At 34.2% G+C, this 23,726-nt stretch carries 16 protein-coding genes; 3 read left to right on the top strand and 13 right to left on the bottom strand.

The window, feature by feature from the left end:
* Positions 1-3: 3 nt before the first annotated feature.
* The 5 genes from SJY34_RS06475 to uvrA all read right to left on the bottom strand — a co-directional run bounded on the left by SJY34_RS06475 (position 4) and on the right by uvrA (position 10,432).
* On the bottom strand, positions 4-2,415 hold the full coding sequence (locus SJY34_RS06475) for a thiamine pyrophosphate-dependent enzyme (protein ID WP_400080261.1): 2,412 nt from the start codon (positions 2,413-2,415) through the stop codon (positions 4-6).
* 155 nt (positions 2,416-2,570) lie between these two features.
* Entirely contained in the window at positions 2,571-5,360 is a 2,790-nt protein-coding gene (locus SJY34_RS06470) for a metalloprotease (protein WP_400080258.1), read from the bottom strand.
* 47 nt (positions 5,361-5,407) lie between these two features.
* The gene (locus tag SJY34_RS06465; protein ID WP_400080255.1) at positions 5,408-6,682 is read right to left on the bottom strand and encodes a T9SS type A sorting domain-containing protein; all 1,275 of its coding nucleotides are present in this window, start codon (positions 6,680-6,682) and stop codon (positions 5,408-5,410) included.
* A gap of 26 nt (positions 6,683-6,708) precedes the next feature.
* On the bottom strand, positions 6,709-7,395 hold the full coding sequence (locus SJY34_RS06460; protein ID WP_400080252.1) for a TIGR00730 family Rossman fold protein: 687 nt from the start codon (positions 7,393-7,395) through the stop codon (positions 6,709-6,711).
* A gap of 166 nt (positions 7,396-7,561) precedes the next feature.
* On the bottom strand, positions 7,562-10,432 hold the full coding sequence (uvrA, locus tag SJY34_RS06455; protein WP_400080249.1) for an excinuclease ABC subunit UvrA: 2,871 nt from the start codon (positions 10,430-10,432) through the stop codon (positions 7,562-7,564).
* A gap of 188 nt (positions 10,433-10,620) precedes the next feature.
* Between uvrA and SJY34_RS06450 the strand changes: the two genes are divergently transcribed.
* Positions 10,621-11,028, top strand: coding sequence for a DUF2452 domain-containing protein (locus tag SJY34_RS06450; protein WP_400080246.1), 408 nt, complete (start codon positions 10,621-10,623; stop codon positions 11,026-11,028).
* Positions 11,029-11,260: 232 nt separating this feature from the next.
* Here SJY34_RS06450 and SJY34_RS06445 read toward each other — a convergent pair whose 3' ends face one another.
* Both SJY34_RS06445 and SJY34_RS06440 read right to left on the bottom strand, forming a co-directional pair.
* Positions 11,261-13,942 (bottom strand): hypothetical protein, encoded by a 2,682-nt coding sequence (locus SJY34_RS06445; protein WP_400080243.1) that lies wholly within the window; start codon positions 13,940-13,942, stop codon positions 11,261-11,263.
* A gap of 44 nt (positions 13,943-13,986) precedes the next feature.
* Positions 13,987-15,474 (bottom strand): hypothetical protein, encoded by a 1,488-nt coding sequence (locus tag SJY34_RS06440; RefSeq protein WP_400080239.1) that lies wholly within the window; start codon positions 15,472-15,474, stop codon positions 13,987-13,989.
* A gap of 188 nt (positions 15,475-15,662) precedes the next feature.
* Between SJY34_RS06440 and SJY34_RS06435 the strand changes: the two genes are divergently transcribed.
* A complete protein-coding gene (locus tag SJY34_RS06435) occupies positions 15,663-15,953 on the top strand; it encodes a DUF2188 domain-containing protein (RefSeq protein WP_400080236.1) in 291 nt (96 codons plus the stop codon).
* A 26-nt stretch (positions 15,954-15,979) separates the two neighbouring features.
* On the opposite strand, the gene SJY34_RS06430 is transcribed toward SJY34_RS06435, so the two are convergent.
* A complete protein-coding gene (locus tag SJY34_RS06430) occupies positions 15,980-17,710 on the bottom strand; it encodes a DUF2207 domain-containing protein (RefSeq protein ID WP_400080234.1) in 1,731 nt (576 codons plus the stop codon).
* A 3-nt stretch (positions 17,711-17,713) separates the two neighbouring features.
* Positions 17,714-18,268 (bottom strand): LemA family protein, encoded by a 555-nt coding sequence (locus SJY34_RS06425; RefSeq protein ID WP_400080231.1) that lies wholly within the window; start codon positions 18,266-18,268, stop codon positions 17,714-17,716.
* Between the two features lie 310 nt (positions 18,269-18,578).
* Between SJY34_RS06425 and SJY34_RS06420 the strand changes: the two genes are divergently transcribed.
* Positions 18,579-19,340: an NYN domain-containing protein gene (locus tag SJY34_RS06420; protein WP_400080228.1), complete on the top strand. Its 762-nt coding sequence runs from the start codon at positions 18,579-18,581 to the stop codon at positions 19,338-19,340.
* A gap of 338 nt (positions 19,341-19,678) precedes the next feature.
* Here the strand turns inward: SJY34_RS06420 and SJY34_RS06415 are convergent, their stop codons facing one another.
* From SJY34_RS06415 to yiaK, 4 genes are all read right to left on the bottom strand, one after another.
* A complete protein-coding gene (locus SJY34_RS06415; protein ID WP_400080225.1) occupies positions 19,679-20,029 on the bottom strand; it encodes a hypothetical protein in 351 nt (116 codons plus the stop codon).
* 186 nt (positions 20,030-20,215) lie between these two features.
* Positions 20,216-20,947, bottom strand: a complete 732-nt coding sequence (locus SJY34_RS06410) for a hypothetical protein (protein ID WP_400080222.1) — start codon at positions 20,945-20,947, stop codon at positions 20,216-20,218.
* Between the two features lie 461 nt (positions 20,948-21,408).
* Positions 21,409-22,335: a RimK family alpha-L-glutamate ligase gene (locus tag SJY34_RS06405; protein WP_400080219.1), complete on the bottom strand. Its 927-nt coding sequence runs from the start codon at positions 22,333-22,335 to the stop codon at positions 21,409-21,411.
* A gap of 121 nt (positions 22,336-22,456) precedes the next feature.
* Complete coding sequence (gene yiaK, locus SJY34_RS06400) at positions 22,457-23,464, bottom strand: 3-dehydro-L-gulonate 2-dehydrogenase (protein ID WP_400080216.1); 1,008 nt, start codon at positions 23,462-23,464, stop codon at positions 22,457-22,459.
* Positions 23,465-23,726: the final 262 nt, after the last annotated feature.

The raw sequence follows: 23,726 nt of genomic DNA, 5'->3' as shown, positions 1-23,726 counted from the left end.
TTTTTATCGCAGTTTTGGAAAATCCATAGGACTCAACTCATGCATTACACCATAAATAGCTTCAAAAATATCTTCGACCGAAGGTTTTGAGAAATAGTCGCCATCTGTACCATAAGCTGGTCGATGTGGTTTTGCTGCCAATGTTTTTGGTTGGCTATCTAAATATTGAAATGCATTTTGGGTATTTAATATTTCATTGAGAATGTAAGCAGATGCACCTCCTTCAATATCCTCGTCTATGACCATCACACGATTGGTCTTCACAATACTTTTTAGGATATCATGATTAAGATCAAAAGGCAATAAAGATTGTACATCGATAATTTCGGCATCAATGCCAACTTCTAGTAATTCTTTAGCCGCTTGTTCTACTAAGCGCAAAGTAGAGCCATAAGACACTAAGGTTATATCTTCCCCTTCTCTAATGGTTTCTACGACACCAATTGGTGTTTTAAATTCTCCAATATTATTTGGTAATTTTTCTTTAAGTCTATAACCGTTTAGACATTCCACAACTAAAGCGGGTTCATCACTTTCTAATAAGGTATTGTAGAATCCTGCAGCTTTGGTCATATCTCGCGGAACAAGGACATGAATCCCTCTTATAAGATTTAAAATGCCTCCCATTTGTGAGCCAGAATGCCAGATACCTTCTAAGCGATGCCCTCTCGTTCTTACAATCAGAGGCGCTTTTTGACGACCTTTGGTTCTATACTGGACTGTAGCCAAATCATCACTCATTATTTGAAGCGCATACATCACATAGTCTAAATATTGAATTTCTGCAATAGGACGTAAACCACGCATTGCCATACCAATACCTTGACCAACAATAGTAGCCTCCCTAATACCTGTATCTGAGACTCTAAGCTTACCATATTTTTCTTGTAAACCTTCTAAACCTTGATTAACATCTCCTATATAACCAGCATCTTCACCAAAGATCAATGCTTCAGGATATTTGCTGAAGATAGCATCAAAATTTTCCCTTAATACCACACGTCCATCAACATCTTTAGAACCTGCATCGTATGTCGGGACAACTTCAGATAGGTTTAAGGCATTGAGATCTGATGCGCTATGTAAGTGGGAACTATATTTCGGTTGAATTTCGTTTAGATAATTATTTATCCAATTTTGAAGTGCCACTTTTTCTGAAGAATCTTCCGAAACCACATAACGCAGTGCTTTGCGACTTGCCGAAAGTATATCTCTTCTTAGTGGTTCTTCAACCGCTACTAAATCATTTATTAATTTTTTAATAAAAACACCATTATGACTCGACGACGCTAACTGTTCTAATAAATGGATTGCGTTTTTACGTTCGGTCAAAATAGGACTAATGAACGAAGTCCATGCTGCTTTTTTACCCTCTCTAACCGACTTTTTAATACGTCTCTCTAATGCGATTAATTCATCATCTGTAGATATATTATTGCTAATTATCCAATTTCGCAATTGTGCGTTACAATCATATTCTTCTTCCCAAGCCAATCGCTCATTATCTTTGTAACGCTCATGAGAGCCAGATGTAGAATGTCCTTGCGGCTGAGTTAACTGTTGTACATGAATCATTACAGGCACATGTTCTTTTCTAGAAATTTGTGCAGCGCGTTGGTAGGTATCTATAAGTTCAGGATAATTCCATCCATCAACTCTAAAAATTTCATAGCCTTTTTCGTTTTTATTACGCTGAAAACCTTTTAAAATTTCAGAAATATTTTCTTTTGTAGTTTGATGTTTGGCGTGTACTGAAATACCATATTCATCATCCCAAATACTTATCACCATTGGGACTTGTAAAACACCAGCTGCGTTTATAGTTTCAAAAAACAAGCCTTCACTTGTACTCGCATTTCCAATAGTTCCCCAAGCAATTTCATTACCATCTTTAGAAAAGTTAGTTGTGTCAATACCCTTTACTTGTCTGTAGATTTTAGATGCTTGTGCTAAACCTAATAATCTAGGCATTTGTCCTGCTGTAGGCGAAATATCTGCACTAGAATTTTTTTGTTGGGTAAGGTCTTTCCAGTGTCCATTATCATCTAAACTATGTGTGGCAAAATGACCTCCCATTTGGCGACCAGCAGACATTGGTTCTTCTTTTATATCTGTATTGGCATACAAACCAGCAAAAAATTGCTCTATAGTAAGTTCTCCAATAGCCATCATAAAAGTTTGGTCTCTATAGTAACCAGACCTAAAATCACCATTTTCAAAAGCTTTTGCCCAAGCAATTTGTGGTATTTCTTTACCATCACCAAAAATCCCAAACTTTGCCTTACCTGTTAAAACCTCTCTACGACCAAGTAAACTACATTCACGACTTGTAACAGCTAGTTCGTAGTCGTTTAAAACTTCAGCTTTAAAATCTTCAAATGTGATTTCTGTTTTGGCGTTAGGATTTATATTCATTGAGGTTGCTTTTTTGGTCAAGCAAAAGTACGAATTTTTGAAATTTTATGCAATAGCAAAAAACGTTATATTATTGAATTATTCTCAATTAAAAGTGTTTTGTTTAAGACATAATTCAATAAATCAAAAAAATTTAACTTTTTGATAAGAATTTGTTAATACCACTTTCTTCTAAAAAGACCTAGAAGTACTTGTGGATCTACAGTGAACATAAAGCGTATACTCTGATCGTAATTAGGCTGTGCAATTTCCCAACCCAAATTAGAGTAAATGGGTAAATAAATTTCAAAATAATCTTCTACAAGATTGAGTCTTATACCAGAATCATACACAAATTTAGGATCTATACTTTTATTTTTTATTAAGCCTAAATCACCATATACTTGGATGTACCTCCATATAGATGTACTAAAATTGGCTGTGGTCATCCATTGATTTGCAAAGGGAGTTTCTAATTTAGATTTAAAACCACCTTCGGCAATAATGATTTGTTGACTAAAAAGTCCTGCAGCTTCAGAACGTCCCAAATAATTTAAATCAAACAAATAATCAGTTGGTCGGTCTAATGCAAAACTAAAATAATCTGATCCAGGATCTGAGTTGTTCTTTAAGAAAAAACCTGCAAAAAGCCTTAGATTCACATTTCGGTTACCTTGGGTCAGTTTTCTAAATTCGTAATTTAGGGAGAGCTTACTAAATTGATTAGAAACTTGAAAATCGGTATTAAATGATGAAAAGTTAATGATTCCAGGATTGGCGTGTGTATACCTTAAATTAAATACTCCATAATCTGGCTCGTCAATGTCTACTACAGCGTTTTCACCAACTGTTCTATTGATACTAACATATCTCGCTGAAATTACATCTATTTTGTTAGATCTAAAGTCGTTGTCATCCCTAAAGGCGAATTCAACTGAAGGTCTAATTCTGGTAAAAAAAGCATCCTCAGCAAAAGAACGATAGCCAGCAGAAATACCATAAGTGATGTTAAAAAGATTCTGATTTTCTAAATTATGTGTATAAAAAGCACTAACACTTCCAGTTAAGGATTTAGATTTTGTGGCATACTGTGGTGAGATTCTATAGTTTAATCGTTTTCTTAAGATCGTTTTATTGTACACTTTTGTACCAAGCGTTAATCCATCGTATATGTTATTAAATTCTACTAAGGGCATAAAGAAAATCTGATTATAATCAGGGTCTTCAATATCTTTAAAAAGTCGAAACTGTAAAGGTTTATTGTTGAGAATAGAGCCTTTTACGGATTTATAATTATCACGTTGGTTGAATTCAGGAATTGCATTATCATAATCTAAAACAAACTTTTCGGTATTGTCTTTTGATAAGGTAATCGTCTTTTCATCTTTTATGTCTTCTACCCACAATTTACCAATAACAGAATCATTACTTAGCTTAAAAACTGAAACAGGCATTTTATTGTTTCTTTTGTTTTTAATCGTAAGTTTAATTGAGTCTTCAGTAGTTTCTATAGATTTTATTTTAAAATCTATCTTTTTTCTTGTGCCTATGAAGTCTTTGAAGAACCAATCGATATCTTTAGAGGTCTCAGACTTTAAGAAGTTTTCAAAATCGTCAATACGAATTAGTTTTAATTGATTACTTGTTAAGAATTCTGTAATGCTATTAGATAAATTAATGTCATCTGTAAACTGATCTAAATAGTTTAATCCAACACCTGCTTTATATTTACCTGCAATATTAGCATTGAATTTTGTTAATGAATCTTTTGATGTGTTTAAAGGTTGATCTCTATTCTTTCTGGCAATCTCCATGGAGTATAGAAAGTACTGAAAATTGAAATCTAAATCTGCGGCATGAAACGCTTTAATTCCCCATATTTTAGATAAATTTCCTAATAATTTCATGTCGGGATAGTAGTCTTCAACATACTTCATTAAAAAATAAATCTGCAATCCTTCAATAAGCCAGTGTTCTTTTCTAGGATTAAGTAGTATGGTATTGTCAAGGTATTTTTTTGTCGCCGTTTTTAAAAGTTTTAATTCGTATTGAAACTGTTCTGGAAAAGGGCTTAAAAAACTCGGAAGTTGATTAAGGCCGTACAACGGATTCTTATTGTAATCTATTTCAGAAACAATCAACATATTATGCGGATATGCACCAAGGTGTTCTGTTAAAAAGCCTGTCACTTTATCTGTTATGACCGCTTTTTCAGGACCAGTGATTCCTTTTTCATTAATATCAGATAGCACGATAAAATCATCGGTTTGTATAAAACTAAATCCCGGAAACTTTCTAAGTGATAAATAGGTGTCTATTCTATCTTTACCACTTAATATGGAAGTTTGAGTTCGGTTAGGAACATCCGATTCTAGAATAAGACCATCTAACTCTGAAGTCACTCTATAGTTTAAGGGATGCGTAATTCTTAAATTTATATCTGCTTTAGGGATAAATAAGTCATCTAAATTCTTATTGCTGTAATAGTGCCATTTACCATCGTATACTGCTGGAGTTATATACCAGTATTTTAGCTCAAAATCACCATTTTTTGTATAACCATAATCTGTAAAAGTAGCGTCAGGAACAAACAGATTGTAGTTAAGTGTAATGTTATAAGCTTCTCTGGGTTGCAAAGGGGTTTTTAGAATCACCTTTATCACATCAGGATGTGCTTTTAGATTACCGTACTCTAATACTTGATTATTTTTATCCTTAATTGAAGTTACAACAGTATAACCACGTTGTTCACTTTTTGCTAAATGAAATTTTGTGCTGAATTCTTCTTCAAAGCGTTTGGCAAGTGGTGTCGATTTAGTGGAGTAGCTATTATTCCAATCGTTGAGATATATTTCAGATAATGTATCATTTGATTCGTTTTTATAAACGATGGTTTGAGACATAGAAATAGTTTTCGTTTCTACGTCTACAACAGCATCGATTTCAATTTTATTTTGAGCACTCATGAGATTGCAAAAAATGAATAAGACAAATGATATATATAGTGTTTTTATCAATTAGAAATTAGGAATTTAAGCGATTTAATTTGCTGATTAGGACTTGCTAAATAGTATAACCCACTTTGTAAATCTGAAACATCGAATTGTTGCTCCTTTTCTGAATTAAGCTGTAACGTTTTTACTTTTTGACCTAGACTATTATAGATATCTAAGTATTCATTAAAAAGTAGATGTGAATTGATATAAATATTTAAAAAATATCGAGTTATATTATTTTTTAATTCGAAATAACGAGAGATTTCAGCATCTACGACATTGAGTAAAGTAGCATCTGTTTCTAGTAATACAGTAACGGGAAGATGATCGCTAAAATTGTGCAATGCATCTCTTATTTCAAAAGAAAACTCTGAGGTTGAGTTGCCGCAATTCGTCGAGTTGATGCGGCTATTATAACAAGAGGTTAATCCATTGTTACCATACACTTGGTAAGAGTCTGGCACATAAGTTATATGAGCTGTGTTAAGCATGTTTTCTGACGTCAAAATAAAATCAAAACGGTCGTCAAAACCACCTCTAGAACCTCCCAAGCCGCTTTGAGTTCTTGTAGATTGCGTAAAGACATCAACAAAACTGGAATTATTATTCCATCTACCAACACGATTGGCAGGGTCAGCAAAGGTAATGTTGTTACTCGTATCCAATAATTCTTGAAAAGCAGATTCTGTAGCCGTATAGATGTTTAAATCTCCTCCTAAGAGTATATTAGTATCAGCTGGTAAGGTATTCAGATATGCATCTAAGTCTTGCACCATTTCAAAACGGCGTTGCTGATTGGTCGGTCCTTCTGAGGCTTTTAAATGACAAACAATTACGTAGAAAACTACTGGATTAGTAACTTGATCGACCGTATTTAATTTTAGCTTATAAACATTAAAATCTCTTAAATAAGTGGGAACAATAATTTCTTCTTCTATTATGAATTTGGCACTGTCGTAGTACAACAAGTTTTGCAAATCATTTTGGTCACCAATGTTGTCATCAGATGTATTAGAGACATAGGTCGCCATCTCAATATTAGAATTTATTGCTGTTTTTGCAATGTTTAAAACATTAGTTGCTCCTGCACTATTGTTAAGCTCGCAAACCAAAAACAAATCAGGTTTATAGTCGGTAAGAATGTACTCTAAGTCGTCCTCACGATTCGGTACAGCATCTTCTAAAGGGTAGTTCAATAAATTATAGAACATCACCTTAAATGTTTCTTGCGCAGAAACATTTAAAACGCATAACAGACTTATCGTAATAAAAACCAGTATTTTCTTCTTCATAGCAGTGAATGTAAAAAATGGTTTTCTTAGAAATTTGGACTAAGATCGTATTCTTTATAAAAATCGTTAAGCACCTCTAAAACTTCATCAGAAGTGTCAACTAAATGTATTAAATCTAAATCTTTTGGACTAATATTTCCGGCTTCTAAAAGGGTGTTTTTAATCCAATCCATTAAGCCTCCCCAAAATTCTTTTCCAACTAAAATAATAGGAAAGGTTTCTATTTTATGGGTTTGTATTAATGTTATGGCTTCAAACAATTCATCTAGTGTACCAAAGCCTCCAGGCATAACTACAAAACCTTGTGAGTACTTTACGAACATTACTTTACGAACAAAGAAATAATCAAAATCTAGGCTTTTGTCATTATCTATATAAGGATTATCGTGCTGCTCAAAAGGCAATTCAATATTAAGACCTACAGAAGTTCCTCCTGCAATATGCGCACCTTTATTACCAGCTTCCATGATACCAGGTCCACCTCCTGTAATCACTCCATAGCCATGATCTACAATTTTAGAAGCCACTTCTTCTGCCAATTTATAGTATTGGTGATCTGGCTTCGTTCTTGCTGACCCAAAAATAGAGACACAAGGGCCTATTTTACTCAACTTTTCATAACCATTTACAAACTCTCCCATAATCTTGAAAATTGCCCAAGAATCGTTTGTTTTTATTTCGTTCCAGCCTTTATGTTTACTTTCTGTTCTCATTTATATAGTAATTAGTATTTAGTAATCAGTATCTCGTGTTTAGTAAATAGTATTCGGTCTTTATGCTTCATAATCCACTTTACACTTCAAACTGCAAAACTTTTGCTAACCAGCTAATATAATGCTTTTAATAGCACTAAGACAAGTGTAATTTGGTAATATATTGTTAATTCAGTTCTTTCTTCAAAAACTTGGCTGTATAACTCTTTTTATCCTTTAAAATTTGTTCTGGTGTACCTTTGGCGACAACTTGTCCACCTCCTTTACCACCTTCGTAACCGATGTCAATAATGTAGTCCACGGTTTTTATAACATCCAAGTTGTGCTCTATTATTAAAACGGTATTGCCTTTGTCGGCCAGTTTATTTAAGACTTTCATTAAGACGCGGATATCTTCAAAATGCAAGCCAGTTGTTGGTTCATCTAAGATATAAAAGGTATTACCAGTATCTCGTTTACTCAATTCTGTGGCTAACTTAATCCGCTGCGCTTCACCACCAGAGAGCGTGGTGCTTTGTTGGCCTAGAGTAATATAGCCTAAACCGACATCTTTTATGGTTTTTAGCTTTCGATAAATCTTTGGAATATGTTCAAAGAAACCAACAGCCTCTTCAATCGTCATGTTTAAAACATCACTAATCGATTTGCCTTTATAACGAATCTCTAAGGTTTCTCTATTAAAGCGTTTACCTTGGCACGTTTCACATTCTACATAAACGTCTGGCAAAAAGTTCATTTCAATAACACGCAAGCCACCTCCTTGGCAAGTTTCACAACGCCCTCCTTTCACATTAAAACTAAAACGACCAGGTTTATAACCACGAATCATAGCTTCAGGAATCATGGCAAATAACTTACGAATTTCATCAAACGTCTTAGTGTATGTTGCAGGATTACTTCGTGGAGTTCTTCCAATAGGTGATTGGTTAATATCAATGACTTTGTCTAAATGCTCTAAGCCTTTAATGCTTTTGTAAGGCATTGGTTTCCGCACTCCATTAAAATAATGTGCATTTAAAATCGGGTAGAGCGTCTCGTTAATTAAGGTGGATTTTCCACTACCTGAAACTCCAGTCACACCAATCATTTTCCCTAAAGGAAATTCTACATCCACATTCTTTAGGTTATTACCAGTACAGCCTTTTAGAACGAGCTTTTTGCCATTGCCTTTGCGTCGTTTTTTAGGAACTTCAATTTCTTTTTCTCCATTTAAGTAGGCCGCGGTTAAGGTATGATGTTTAAGCAATTCTTCTGGTGTACCTTCACTTATAATTTCGCCTCCATGTTTGCCTGCAAAAGGACCAATGTCAATCACATGGTCGGCACGTTCTATCATATCTTTGTCGTGTTCTACAACAATAATTGAGTTACCAACATCACGCAACGACACTAAAGAATTAATCAATTTTTCATTATCGCGTTGATGTAAACCAATACTCGGTTCATCCAAAATATATAGCACTCCGACCAATTGTGAACCGATCTGAGTTGCTAATCTTATACGTTGTGCTTCTCCACCAGAAAGGGATTTAGAACTTCTATTTAAGGATAAATACGTTAATCCGACATCCAATAAAAACTGGACTCTATTTCTTATTTCTTTGATAATTTCGGCAGATATCTGCTGTTGTTTACTCGATAAACGTTCGGTTAAGCCATCTAACCACTCACCAAGTTCTACAATATCCATCATTACCAATTCCGCAATGCTTTTACCATCTACTTTAAAATACAAGGATTCTTTGCGTAAGCGTGAGCCTTCACAAACCGAACATTCTACCTTATCCATATAGGTTTTTGCCCAACGGGTTAAGGATGTAGAATCCGAATGGTACTGACTCTCAATAAAATTGGCAACCCCTTCAAAGTCAATTTTGTAATCTCTACTCACACCCAGTAGTTTGCTTTCTACGGTAAACTTATCTTTTCCTCCGTAGAGAATAATTTGTTTCGCTTCCTCTGGAATGTCTTTCCAAGCATCACCCAGCGAAAACTCAAAACGTTGCGCTATGGTTTCAAACTGTTTAAAAATCCAACTTTTTTTCTGAGGACCATGCGGAGCTAAAGCACCATTTTTTATGGATAAGCTCTCATCAGGAACTAATTTGCGTGCATTCACCACATATAATTCCCCAATACCATTACAATTAGAGCAAGCACCTTTTGGTGAGTTAAAGGAGAAGTTATTCGGCTCTGGATTAGGATACGAAATTCCAGACGAAGGACACATTAAATTCCGGCTAAAAAAACGCGGTTCGTTGGTTTCTTGGTCTATCACCATCAGCACATCATCACCATGATACATAGCTGTGTTTATAGATTCCATAAGACGCTTCTCATTATCTTCACTTCGGCTACGCTCAGTGTCCGAATTCGTTTTGGAATTTTGGGAATCATCAATCTTTAGTCTATCGATAACGATCTCAATATCGTGCGTTTTGTAACGGTCTAACTTCATGCCTTTTTCAAGGTCAACGATTTCACCGTCGGTACGCACTTTTACAAAGCCTTGCTTAGCAATTTGCTCAAACAATTCTCTGTAATGCCCTTTACGAGAACGCACCACAGGAGATAAGATATTAATCCGTTTTCCTTTGTAAGAGCCTAAGATGAGCTCCTTAATCTGTTCATCGTTATAGCTTACCATTTGTTCGCCAGTCTCATAACTGTAAGCATCTGCTGCTCTGGCATAGAGTAAGCGTAAGAAATCATAAATTTCGGTAATCGTACCAACGGTAGACCGTGGTGATTTACTAGTGGTTTTTTGTTCAATAGCGATTACAGGCGAGAGACCATCGATTTTATCCACATCAGGACGTTCTAAACTGCCCAAAAACTGACGTGCATAAGCCGAAAAGGTTTCTATGTAACGACGTTGTCCTTCTGCATAAATAGTATCGAAGGCTAAGGATGATTTACCACTACCCGAAAGTCCTGTAATAACGACCAATTTTTCTCTGGGAATGGTAACATCTATATTTTTTAGGTTGTGAACGCGTGCTCCTTTTACTTCAATAGAATCGTTGAATTGGCTCATAAATGGTTAAAATCGGTCTGTGTTTTTAGCAAAAGTGCAAAGGTACAAATTATAGTTGTTAAATCGGAGTGAAGGTTTGCTCACAGGTTTTGAAAGAAGATGCATCTATAGAACCGTAAAGACAAAATTTTCATAATTCCTATAAATGAAACCCAAATCAGCTTTATCTTTGCAAAAACGCTTGTGAGATGACTAAATCCAAAAAACCAGATCAGATTGTTTACAACGAAGACACCGAACGTTATGATGCATCTTTAAAACCGTATGCGACTAATGTTGGTGCTCCTGCCATACAAGTGACTGATAATTCGACTTGGAAATCTAGAAATATCGATAAGGCGAATAAGCAAATTAGAACCAAGTATTTAGAACTCAAAGCAGAGTACGATAAGATGATGCAAGAGTTAGAGTATAACACCTTGGTGTATAACTCGCGCTATAGTTTTGAACCGATTATTGGCGACACCTATCATTTGTATCGCGATAAAGCTGACAAACCCTTTTTATCTATTATTGCACCATCGGACTGTAATTTTGATTATATCGGTAGTTTTCTTCTGAATAGTGAATTGATCTGGAAAAAAGTTGAGGTATAAGATTTAAAATGTTCTAAATTAGACACCATCTAATTAAATTACGCTCATGTCTCGACGAAGTATCATCGTCGATCCTGCATAAGAACTAATAGAAGCCATAGTATCTGATTTAGTCAGTTGGTGATAACAAAAAAACGTAATTAGCATTAAGTGCGATTGATTAGACGGCTTTAGGATTTTGACTTTTGGCACTATATTTTAGAATACCTTGGTTTCAAGGTTATCAGAATTTCTAATTATCTAAAATACTTTTAGCAGTGAGAAATAAGTCATAATATTTACCACCACTTTGTAATTGTTTAAATTCATCAAATTGCTGGAGACGCAACAGTTCTTTTAGAAAATATTCTTTAAGTTTATTGTAACCCTGTTCTTTATAATGCATATCCATATTATCTCTATAGATTTTAATCCCTTTTTTTAAGTTACCATTGGCTAGATATGCAAAAGCACTATAAGAAAGCAAGTACTTTTCGTCTGGGCATGCTTCGTAACCCTTTAAGCCTATTTCCGCTGACATCCTTAAACTTACATTCTTATGATTTAAGTACTCAAGTCCAAAATCCCTATAGAACGAACATAAATTCGTTGTGGCTACTGTGTCATTGGGATATTTATTGAGATAAGTTTCAAAATCGCCAATAATATCTTCAATGTATATCATGGCTTCTTCGTAATTTAATGTCCCAATTTTATCATGTAAATCATTGCTTTTTGACAAGGTTCCATAATATAATTTATCATAATGGTATTCTCTTAAATAAACAAGAAAATTTAATTGAGTAAAATAGAGTTCATATTTATTAATTTTTTTTATATAGTACTGAAGCCTACCTGAGTCCAAACTAGAATTTGGTAATTGTTCTCTCATAGCTTTAATAATCTCTATGCCTATTTTTTTCGGAACGTAATTTTTAGTAGATAAATCATCATATTTAGATTTATCTAAAATAATTACACAATCTCTAAGAAATTCGTTTGGTCCATAAATATCTTCTGGTTGATTTAGAAGCTCCTTTAATGTTTTTAAATAATTACCATATTCAATTTCGGATAAATCAAACTTCTCTATTGAAGCCCACATTTCTGCTATGGTTGATAAGTTCTTTGCAATTGTTTTTAAAATCCTATGCTGACTATATTTAGTTTTGGTAACTATTTCCTCAGTTAAATCTTTTTTTAATATTTCATTACTAAGTTTATAATATTTTTCAGCTAAAACATATTGATTTTTATTTAGGTAAAATTCACCTATCCTAAAAGATAAATCGCTTCTTAGATTGAAATAGTAATTTGGTTCTTTGACTCTTTTCTCTATTATATTCAAATATTTTATGAGTTCAATATAAAACTCGTCCAGATTATTATTATGCCCCTTTCTAAATTCATGATACATTTCTAACTCAGCTGATATATTCTCATTTTCTTTTAAGGCACTTTTATAAAACTCATAGAATAAACTTTGTGCTTTCTTTTTTTTACCTAAGGCTATACAGGTTGCGATTAAGTCTAGTTTTGGTATTGGTGCAAATAAATTATAGCTGATCGGTTTTTGAAGATCAATTGCTTTAACAAGAAAATCTAGAGATGGCCTATGATTACCTATTAGGTACTGTATAAAGCCAATTTGGCTAAGCAATCTTATTTGGTCATTTAAAAGATCTCTTTCATCAATAATATATCTATGCGACAATGCCTTTCTGAAGTTCGTTTCATTATTGGCATCCAATAGAGGATATTCTAGGCTTAAATCGCGAGCAATCATTGTGTAGTTTAGAGCTTTGTTATAGTCCTTTAAAGCCATGCATGCTCTAGCTAAATACCAATAGAACGTGTAATCATCTGTATAACTATTGCTATCATCATGTTCTAGGATTTCAAGATAATTATCTTTTATGGCCTTAGCATAAATTAAATCTTCAAAAATGCTGCGCTTATCGCCATTGACTCTATTGCCGTAGGATGAATAAAAATACAAATCATCGTAAAATTCATAAGGCTCAAATTCTCCAATCAGAAAATTCCGTTTGGCATTAAAATTTTTCAATAAAAAATTGGTGCTCCCATCAGTAATTAATCTTGGGTTTTCTTTATAAATTTTTGTAATCAAGTCAAAACTACTAATAACCTCTTCTCTCTTAAAATAATCATTAGATGTTGCAATAATATAGGCTTCTATTTCTTCAATACCCCTAATAGCAAAATCTAAGCCTATTGCACTTTCTGAATATGCTTTATCCGTGTCTAAAGTTTTAATTGCGTTGTTTATTGCTGTTCCTTTTTCGATTAACTCAATAAACGTTTTTAATCGCTTGCTTGCATTATCAGTTTTTTTTTGGACTAAAAGGTATGCTTGCTTGTAAGTTTTACCAGTTATTAAAAATTCCTCATTCTTGTCTATTTCTTTCTGTAACTGCCGGTTTTCGTTTTGTAACTTTTCGTTTTTGTTATCCTTTATAAGATTTGCTCTTATAAGTGAATTATTTTTGTTCTGTTCTACAAGCAATGCCGAATTTGTTCGAATCAAATCTTCTTTAAGACCTCTATTTGCGGATTCAATATTTTCTGCAAACTCACCAATAGGTACTAGGTATATATAGAGTGAGTCCCTTTGTGGATATTCAGGAAGGCTGTATTTATTTAGTAGATCACTAGAGGGCTTATATAAATTATATAAGTTACCTTGTGTATCTTCAATCTCATTTACTAAATTAAGCTCATTACCAATTTTAATACTTACATTATCTGGAGGTATTGAATTTGGAAAGAACAAAACAAAATTTCCATTTATATCTGAATCCTTTGCATTGGCTTGGTCAGAATCAATTGAAATACCTCTAACAGGAATTGTCTCGCTATTTTGGAGTAAGACTTTACCATAAATATATCCAGATTCATTTTTCGTTTGAGCCAAACAAAACTGATTTAACAATATGATTGAACAAATTATAAGCTTTTTCATTTATCGTCGATTCGGATATCGCAACCAGATCCAACAATACATGTCTTTATGAAGGTTTGGTTATGGTAATCTATTTTGAGTGTAAAATACTCTTTTCTATATTCCATAGGGATTTCTATAGAGAATAAACCCAATGAATCTGTAACAGTTTCTAGGGCATAATAAGGGGATGAAATTTTTATATTACTCTGAGGACGCTGTAGTCCAGAATCTAAAGTGTAAACAAAACCCTCAACATTAGATAAATAGTTATTAGGTCTTACATAAACTATCTTATTTGACTTTTCAAGTTTTAAGCGCTCTTTTGTGAAGGTATAATATTTATCATCAAAAGTTATGGTAATTTCTTTATCTAAGTACTTGTTTGGTATATCGTTTATTAAGATAGTTCTGTCTGAGGTTAATTCTTTTATTACTGGTTCGCCATTTGGGAAATCTATTCTAACTTTAGGACTTCTGTGCTTGCCTATTGGTGGATATTCCCTATGAATATGATCTTCTTTCTTTATACTTATTACCATATCAAAGGGTTGTGTATTTATTCGATGTATCTGAAAAACTATTATTGTTGAAAGTAAGACGCCAATAGAAATAACATAAACCTTATGTTTTAAAAGCCAATTCCTGTTTATACCTTCCTTAATTTCTCCAATTCCAGTTAGAACCTCAGCAACATCTTTACGAATAGTTTCGTAGTATGACTCAATTTGTTGTTCAAACTCTGGTAGTAAAGTGGCAGACTCTTTTTTACTTGAGATTTCATATTTTACTTTAACTAATGAATCATTGAAATTGGACATTTGTACTTTCTCGGATGGACTACTGAGTTTGTCAAGAATTAAATTATTCTGTTCAATTGACAGATCTAATTTTTTATCTAAAGTCTGATATACGTCGCGTTGGTATGCTATAAGAGCAGGTCTGCTTTTTTCATCCTTTAGTAATTCGCCAAAAGATAATTGCAACATTGGAATAAATTCATTTTTAAAATAGGTGCCAAATGGATATTTTGCATTTACGTCAGGAAAATTATCAACTGATAAGTTGAATAATTCAAAAAGCTGGTCAACAGATTGAGGATTTTCGATTTGTCGATAAATGGAGTCATTTTCGCCATAAATTTTATCTTTTAAGCCTCTTATTTCATTTAATAATTGCTTTTCAAAGTCATTTAATCTTAATTTCTGATAATCTTTTAAAAAATAACGTTTTGTATAGGTGTCGCATATTATTTTAATACAATTTTCAACAGCATAGATAATAATTTTTTTAATATCATGATTCAGATCCTCCGGGTCAATGTCTTGTATTATGCCTTTTAACTTATTATAATTAAGGTTATTCACATAAGAACCTAAAACACCACTCGCAATAGTATTGACAAGGCCAGCAATAATATTAGAACCAGATGTAGTAGCCATGGTAAGACCAGCACTTGCCACTAACCCTATAATATGTTTTATTGTATCCTTCTCGTAAAACACTAAAATTGTTGGAATTTATACACCAAAATAAAAAAACAATCTTAATTATAACTATTCATAACGGGTAATTATGTATAAATTTGGTTTGTTAATTAAATTAGTTGTTTATTATTTAATCTTAAAAAATGGAAACTCAGTATTTAATTAAGCATTGCTGTAACCTTTATGTGATAGAAATTTAATTTATCATGCCAAAACAAAATAACCTCACCCAAGCCATCCAAAACCTAATAGAAGCCATCTTAAAAGCGTTAGGATATGGCAATAATAGAAAACGAACCTGGCACCAACACGTCGTGCCTTACCAAGACGGTTGGGCTGTAAGACGCGAAGGTAATAAGCGCATCACTTCTAAGCATAGAAAGCAAAGTACAGCGATACGTAAAGCAAAAACACTAGCCAAACGTTATAATGCTGATGTCATTATCCACAGAGAAAGTGGTGGAATCCGAGATCGGATTAGTTATAAGGAAGATTAATAGTAATCAAACACAGAAAGCAACAACTACCAGCCACCACCTCCGCCACCGCCTCCGCCACCACCAGAGAATCCGCCACCACCTGAACCACTACCACTGCTCGATGGTGGTGTTGCAGATCGGCTAATAGAATTAGATAAGGATGAATTTAAGGTATGGTTAAATGTTGAAAAGTTGCCAACACGACCAGCATACCAAGTGGGTTGATAACTTTTATCAACCATAGCGGTGTTGATGAGGTTCTGAAATTTGTCTCCCCAAACATCTTCTGCTCCCAATACAATAGCATAAGGCAATAGTTTTTCAAAAATTTCTGGTGTTAAATCTGGTGGATTAAAGTGTGCAATTTGCGTTTCTTCGGCTGCATTCATGTACATTTTAAAGCCTTCTATTGATGATTTGAGTTTCAACTTTTCTAAACTCGGTTTCCGAATTAAAAATTGGTAAATCAAAAAGCATATTATGTTTAGAGCTAAGAATACAGCGAATACCAAGCCATCATTGTCGCCTTCAAAGTATTTTGTAACGAGTACCACAAATGACACTACATAAGCAACTATTGTTAACAATGGAATGATCCAGAATTTATAATTAAAACCTTGGTAAATTAAACCATGATGTTGCTTTCGTAGTGAGGCTTTAAACGCAGTCACGGCACTTTCTATATTGTCATCGTATTTTCCATCTAATTTGACCGTATCTGTACTAGAAAATAATTTTGAGAACAGCACCTTTTCTTCAGCATCGAGCAATCCTGAATCTTCCTTTATTTTTTGAATGACGAACGTTTTACTTTTAAACAATCCAAAAACATACTCCTGTGTTTGTTCTTCAATTTTTAGATAGCCTTTAACAGCCAAACTAATAATAGAGCCTGTAATTAAATCACCATGATAGCGCAGTTTGTCTAACATGCCTGCAGAAGCAGGTGTCATGCTATGTGGTACTTCCCACTGTGGAATTACGGTTGGCTTTGGTGGATCGACACCAAAACGTAACCAGGTGAATCCGTAATAAAATAAGAGTGCTAAACTGATAATTCCGCTTAAAATAAGCGCTCCAAACTTTTGAAAAAATGTTGGAGGTGGAGGTGGAGGAGGTTTATTAACACTACCTTTGCTAAACCCTACAGCCACAGTTAAGTTTTCGCCAGCGCCTAGATTAGCAGCATTAAAGCTTATACTATTCTCAGATAGTGCTGTTGCGCTACAGTTGCTACTCGTGCTACCATAGCGTCCGGTATAACACGCATTCTGAATAATGGTTCCATCGGTTGGCAATGTGATTGTACTCGAAACTGCACCAATAGGTAAAGCCCAACCAAAACCATTAACATTCCAGTAGAGTTCATCATAAGTTTCAAAAAAGCGAATTTGTCCTCGCATGCTATAGGTAATGGTATAAGTGTATTCACCATCCCTTAAAAACACATCCTTATCACCCACATAAATAGTAATGCTACCACTACCGCTTTTGGTATGGTATTTTGATGACCTACCATCTTTTTCTGCAGCTAGTAATTTAAAATCGTTATTAATCTTTTTCCCAGAACTATCCACACGAACCGTTGGGATGCTGCGTGTAATGCCTCTTTTAAAAATGTTGCCATTGGCATAAATTTTAATAGACTCTTTTACTGTAATGGTACTTGAGGTATCGACTACAATATCCGAATGAAAAGAAAGTACACGTTCACTTTGTGAAAACGAAGCAAAAGCATTGCTAACGAATAGGATAACAAATAAGAGTTGTTTCAACGCTTAAAATTTTACTTGTGGATTTTTGCGTTCTGCTGCAATATCAATTTCAAAAAATGCTGCTTTTTTAAACTTAGTGATGCCGGCAATAATATTAGATGGAAACGAATCAATTAAAATGTTATAATCGCGTGTGGTACCATTATAGTAACGTCTCGATTTTTCAATATCACCTTCTATAACTGACAATTCGTTTTGCAAGTTTAAAAAATTCTCATTGGCTTTAAGATCTGGGTATTGTTCCGCAACCGCATTTAGATTAATTAACGCCTTGTTTAACTGATTTTCAGCGGCTTGTTGGCCCTCAACAGTGGTGGCATTTTGAGCTTGACTTCTGGCTTTGGTGACATTTTCAAAGGTTTCTTTTTCATGGCTGGCGTAACCTTTTACAGTTTCTATAAGGTTTGGTATTAAATTATAGCGTTTTTTCAATTGCACGTCAATACCACTCCAGGCTTCATCGACGAGTGTGCCTAATTTTACCAATTTGTTATAAATGCCAATGCCGTAAAATGCGGACAACACTATAAAACCTAGAAATACATATAATATGATCATAGAAATTAACTTTTATAAGAATTAAAGGTATTGAAAAATTAATAAAAAACTTGCGGATGTTTGAGTTTTATTGGATCGTGTAGGATATGATGCATAATGGCTAAAACACTAGCCAAGCGTTATAAGGCCGATGTTATAATAAATCGTGAAAGTGGTGGGATTCGGGATTGGATTAGTTATAGGGAAGATTAATACTTACTTACAATCATCTTAAAGAGCAATAGTATGTTATAAAACCACTTCATTTAGAATAGTTTTTAGTTATAAACCCATTACCTTTAAACAAATTATTAAAAGAAGACACAACCGAATGGATATAAAACTAGCAGTACTAATAGATGGAGATAACATCCCATCAGCCTACGTTAAAGAAATGATGGAGGAAATTGCCAAATACGGCAACCCAACCATAAAACGTATTTATGGCGATTGGACCAAACCGCATTTATCTAAATGGAAAAATATGCTCTTAGAAAATGCCATTACTCCCATACAACAATACGGTTATACCACTGGTAAAAACGCCACAGATTCTGCTATGATTATCGATGCGATGGATATTTTATATTCCGAGAAAGTCGACGGTTTTTGTTTGGTGTCTAGCGATAGCGATTTTACACGTTTGGCAACGCGTTTACGAGAAGCAGGTATGTTAGTGTATGGTATTGGTGAAAAGAAAACACCGAATCCGTTTATTGTGGCTTGCGATAAGTTTATCTATATCGAGATTTTAAAACAGCAAGGTTCAGATAGTGAGTCCGCTTCTGCAACGGCGACTAAAACGTCTAAAAGTGGCTACGATAAAATCACTCAAAAAGAGATTCGGTTTATTTCTCATACCATAGATGATGTTTCTGATGATGATGGTTGGGCGTTTTTGGGCGATGTGGGTAGTTTGTTACAGAAGAAACAGCCTAATTTTGATTCTAGAAATTATGGATTTCAGAAATTAACTCCGTTGATTAAGTCGATTCCTAATTTTGAGATTGAACGTCGTGAGGATTCTAGAGGGCGTATGAAATTGATTTATGTTAAGATTAAAGAGGTGAAGTCTAAGAGCAGAAAGAGGTAGGGTTTTCTATTCATTTTGCCTTGATGCAAAACGAATCAAAAGATCAAAACGATTTGTTAGGAAATTGCAAGCACCACTCGCTAATACATAGCTGTTTGAGAACCTAATTCGCATTTTTATTTCAATCCTTGATTTATTTTAAAATAATGTTTATGGCTCATTATTTCTGAAAATCGTTGCTTCCGACGTTGTCGGAATATGGGTTTTGCTTGTTTGGTTATTTGTTGCTTTATGCCTTAGCAGTTGTTTTTCTTTTAGTTGGTTTCCACAATAATAAATAACAAAAAAGTGCTCTGAATTAACAGAACACTTTCGCTATATTATAATACGGTAATATTTTACTTTACCATAGCAATTTCATTCGCTTCAATAGCTTTGGCATAATTGGCTTTCACTTTACTCAAATATCCAAAGAATTTACTGCCATCTTTTTTCTTTAAGATTACATAAGTATTTCCTTTGTTATCTGTAATCACTTCATTAACCACAACTTTGTTTTTATAAACGCCTTTATAGCCTGTCACTGTACCACGCTTAATTAGAATGTTTGGTTTTGGAAATTTTATATGGTTATAGGTTTGCGCATTTGGCGCATTAATAATTAGTTCATCTCCAGCCTTAGGTTCGGTTTGAGCACTCAACATAAAACAGAATCCGAAAAATACAAGGGTAAAAAATAGCTTTTTCATAATTTTATAGGTTTAAATTAAGAATACTGCAAAATTATTGACTTTTGTGGAATTTTCAAAAGGTTTTAGGGATTTATTAACGTGTGTTGACTAGAAGCTAGAAGCTAGAAGCTAGAAGCTAGAAGCTGGAAGCTGGAAGCTAGAAGTAGGAAGTTTAATCTATTCAACCGAGTCTGAAAAATAAATTTATAGTTTTAATCCTTTTACGTTTCCCATGTCCAAATCCAAAAACAACAACTTATGAGCCGATGGTAATTGCGCTCCACTTTCTGTGGTGGTCCAGTTTTCCCAAGTGGCTTCTAATCCGTCAATAGGTAAGATAGCGACCCACATTTGGTAGCTTGTTGGTTTCCCAGTAGTATCTAAATGCCATAAATAGGAATCTCCAGGTGTGGTTCCTCCAGAGGTATACGTGACTAAAAGGGCGTCTTTGTTGTCTTCTGTTTTTACCAATCGACGTTCTACACCAGCATCAAAAACTTTATAAGGTGCTACCAACCAAAACGAATCGTTATTAAAGTAACTTTCGGCTTTATGAATGTAGTCGTGTTTTTCCTTATCGTTATATTCTTGTTTCGCTGCAAAAACTATGGAATTGTCATGATTTTCTAGATCTAAAATCACTGTAATGTCATCCCAAGACACTTCGCAGCTCTTATCGGTTTTGTACCATTTGTAATGGTGTATGCCTTTAAAGGTCCACTCTAAATAATCGGTATTATGATAGGCGTCTTCGTCTAAAGCAGTTAGCATTTTACTTGCTAGTTGATCCGCTTTTTCTCCTTGTAGTCCTGTTGGTAAGGGTTCGTTGTATTTGAGATACATAAACCCGAAGAGTAGGAGGGTTGGTAGGGTGAAGAAAATGATGACTCCTCCTATTATTTTTAGAATGCGTTTTGTTGTTAGTTTTTTTGCCATTAGATGTTGTTCTTTATTCATTTTGTCTTGACACAAAACGAATCAAAAAGCCAAAACGATTTGTTAGGAAATTACCTGTGGTATCATTCGCTAATACATTATTGATTATTCTTTAATTATTATTTTGTTTTCAATCCTTGATTTAGATAACAACATTATCTTTAGCTCATTATTTCTGAAAATCGTTGCTTCCGACTTTGTCGGAATTTCAAGTGCATTGATAGCTTAAGGATGTAACAAGCATTATTTAAAAATAGTAAGTTTCAAGTTTCTCTTTTTTGCCAAGATAGAGTTGTTGTTTTTTACAAAAATAGTACAATTTGGACTGTCATTGCGAATTGAACGGTCATTGCGAGCGAAGCGCGGCAAATGCGAAGCATTCATGAATACCTTAAAAGAACAATAATAATAGCATGAATAATCTGTTTAATGTTTCCGTTTCTATTTAAAAGATTGCCACGTCAATCGTTCCTCTTTCCTCGCAATGACAGAGCGTTTAGTTTTTTCTTTACGGCTTTAGCCAAAACATTAGCAGCATTAGGATGATTTCTAAACCATAGTTCGGGTTCGATAAGCTCTAATTCTGAGACGGCTAATTTACCATTGTTATCTGTAAAGATATCAACACGTGCATAAAGTGGAAGTTCAGGGCAACCTGTTGTGGCGTGCTCGGCAAAACGAATTTCATCTTCAGTAGGTGCGTAGTCATACACAGAACCACCAAAATCGTCTTGAACTCTAAAGTCACCTGTTTTCGCCTTCTTTAAAATCGCATGCGTAAACTGCCCATTAAATACCATCATAGAGATTTCACCTTGGCTTACAATATTATGCTGAAAAGGTTGAAGCATCATAGCTTCACTTTTAATTAATTCTGTAAATATAGTTTCGTGAGCGTCTAAGTTTTCTGTATTTAGTTTATAAGTATGTCTGGCAGCACCAGAGATACAAGGTTTTAGAACCGTTTCTGACCAATTTAGTTTATCGTGTAAGGCTTTGAGCGTCCACTCAGCACCGATTTCTATGAATTCTGTTTCAGGAATATGAATGGCGTTGTTTTTTAAATCTAAGAGGTAATGCTTATCGATATTCCAACGAATCAAACGTTCAGAATTAATAAGCTGTGTTTGCTTGGCAACATTACTTAACCATTGAGAGAATTCTTCAAAACGATCAAAATAATCCCAAGTGGATCTAAATAGAATGGACTTCGTTGTTGACCAATCAAACTCTGAATCGTCCCAAGCTTTTCGACTTGCCTTTAAACCTTCAGCTTTTAAGGCATTAACAACTAATTCGTCTTCATAAAAGACATTATGTTTATAAGTGTCTTTGCTATCTTTTAAGTAGCGATGGTCTGTTAGGACTATGATATCATAGTGATTCATAAGAGTGCGGTATGTGTTTTAGTTATTAGTTTAGCAAATACAAACCAAATAGAACATCTGGTGAAATTTACGTTAGAAAGTGATTAATGGTAATTAATTATTCATCTTGTTGTAAAACTGCTTATTTTTTAGATAGCAGCATAATCTTTTCCCAAATGCTTTCATTCACAAAAATGCCGTCTTTCAAATTTTTTGTTCTGGTTTGTGAGCTGCGTTCTCCTGGATAGTAAATTTTATCTTCAGAATTTATAGGTTCTACATTATGTGTATAATCAATGATTTCATCCATAAGTTTTTCTTGTAGTTCGCTATCGTTAAATACCTCAGGATATATGCAGATAAACACTTGAGAAATACCTGTTTCAATGTCTTTTGAACTTATTCTGTATGTAGAATTTCCGGCAGATAATATGGTGGCTAGCATATCTAACACCATAGAAAGGGCAGAACCTTTCCAATATCCAATGGGTAAACCGCGTTCTTTTGATAAAATTTTATCAGGATCATTAGAGAGTTCATCGTTATCATCCCAACCTCCGTGAAACGGTAACTTTTCGCCCTTTAATCTATAGTCGTTAATCTTACCAAATGAAAATTGAGAAATTGCCATATCTAATATCACATTACCTTTTTCTCTTGGTATGGATACTACAAAGGGATTATTTCCTATTCTGCTGTCTTTTCCTCCCCAAGGCGGCATGTTTGGTTTTGTATTTGTAAAAAGAATAGACATACAATTCGCTTCAGCAGCTTGTTTTCCATATGTTCCACCGCGCATCCAATGATTGGTATTCCGCAATGCCACTAATCCCATACCATGTTGTTTTGCTAATGCTATGGCTCTGTTTGTACATTTTGTTGCATTTATAATACCTGGGCCAAAATTGCCATCCCAACGCTCTATGCTGCCAAAAGAGGCTACTTTTTCGGCTTCGGCATCAATTTTAATGACTCCTTTTTCGATGTGCTCAATAAAAAGCGGTACACGATTGATGCCATGAGAGCTTACACCATCTAAAGTACTTTCTGTAAATACACTGGCTAGCAATTGGGCCTTCTCTTTGGTAAAATTATACTTAACGAATAGTTCGTAAAGCACCTTTTGTATGTTTTCTTGTGATATGATCATAATTATTTCAGTATTACGTCATTTTGAGTGATTTTGATATGGAAAGCTTTCCGAATAGAAAATTGTATAAAGAAGCTTATTGATTTCTATGATACTGTTCTCGATAGTTCTGCTGAGCTTGTCGAAGTGCATCCCGACTAAAATATCGGGACACTCGAACTGACGCTGGCTATGTTTTATGTCACTTCGAGTGATTCCGAAGTATGAGGAATAGTATCGAGAAGCTTTTATTTATATAATTGGTTCTCGATACATCCCGACT

The sequence above is a fragment of the Winogradskyella sp. R77965 genome (assembly GCF_044594915.1).
In the GTDB taxonomy this organism is placed as follows: domain Bacteria; phylum Bacteroidota; class Bacteroidia; order Flavobacteriales; family Flavobacteriaceae; genus Winogradskyella.
Note: the sequence above shows the minus strand (reverse complement) of the source record. Positions and strands in the feature narration are given on the sequence as shown.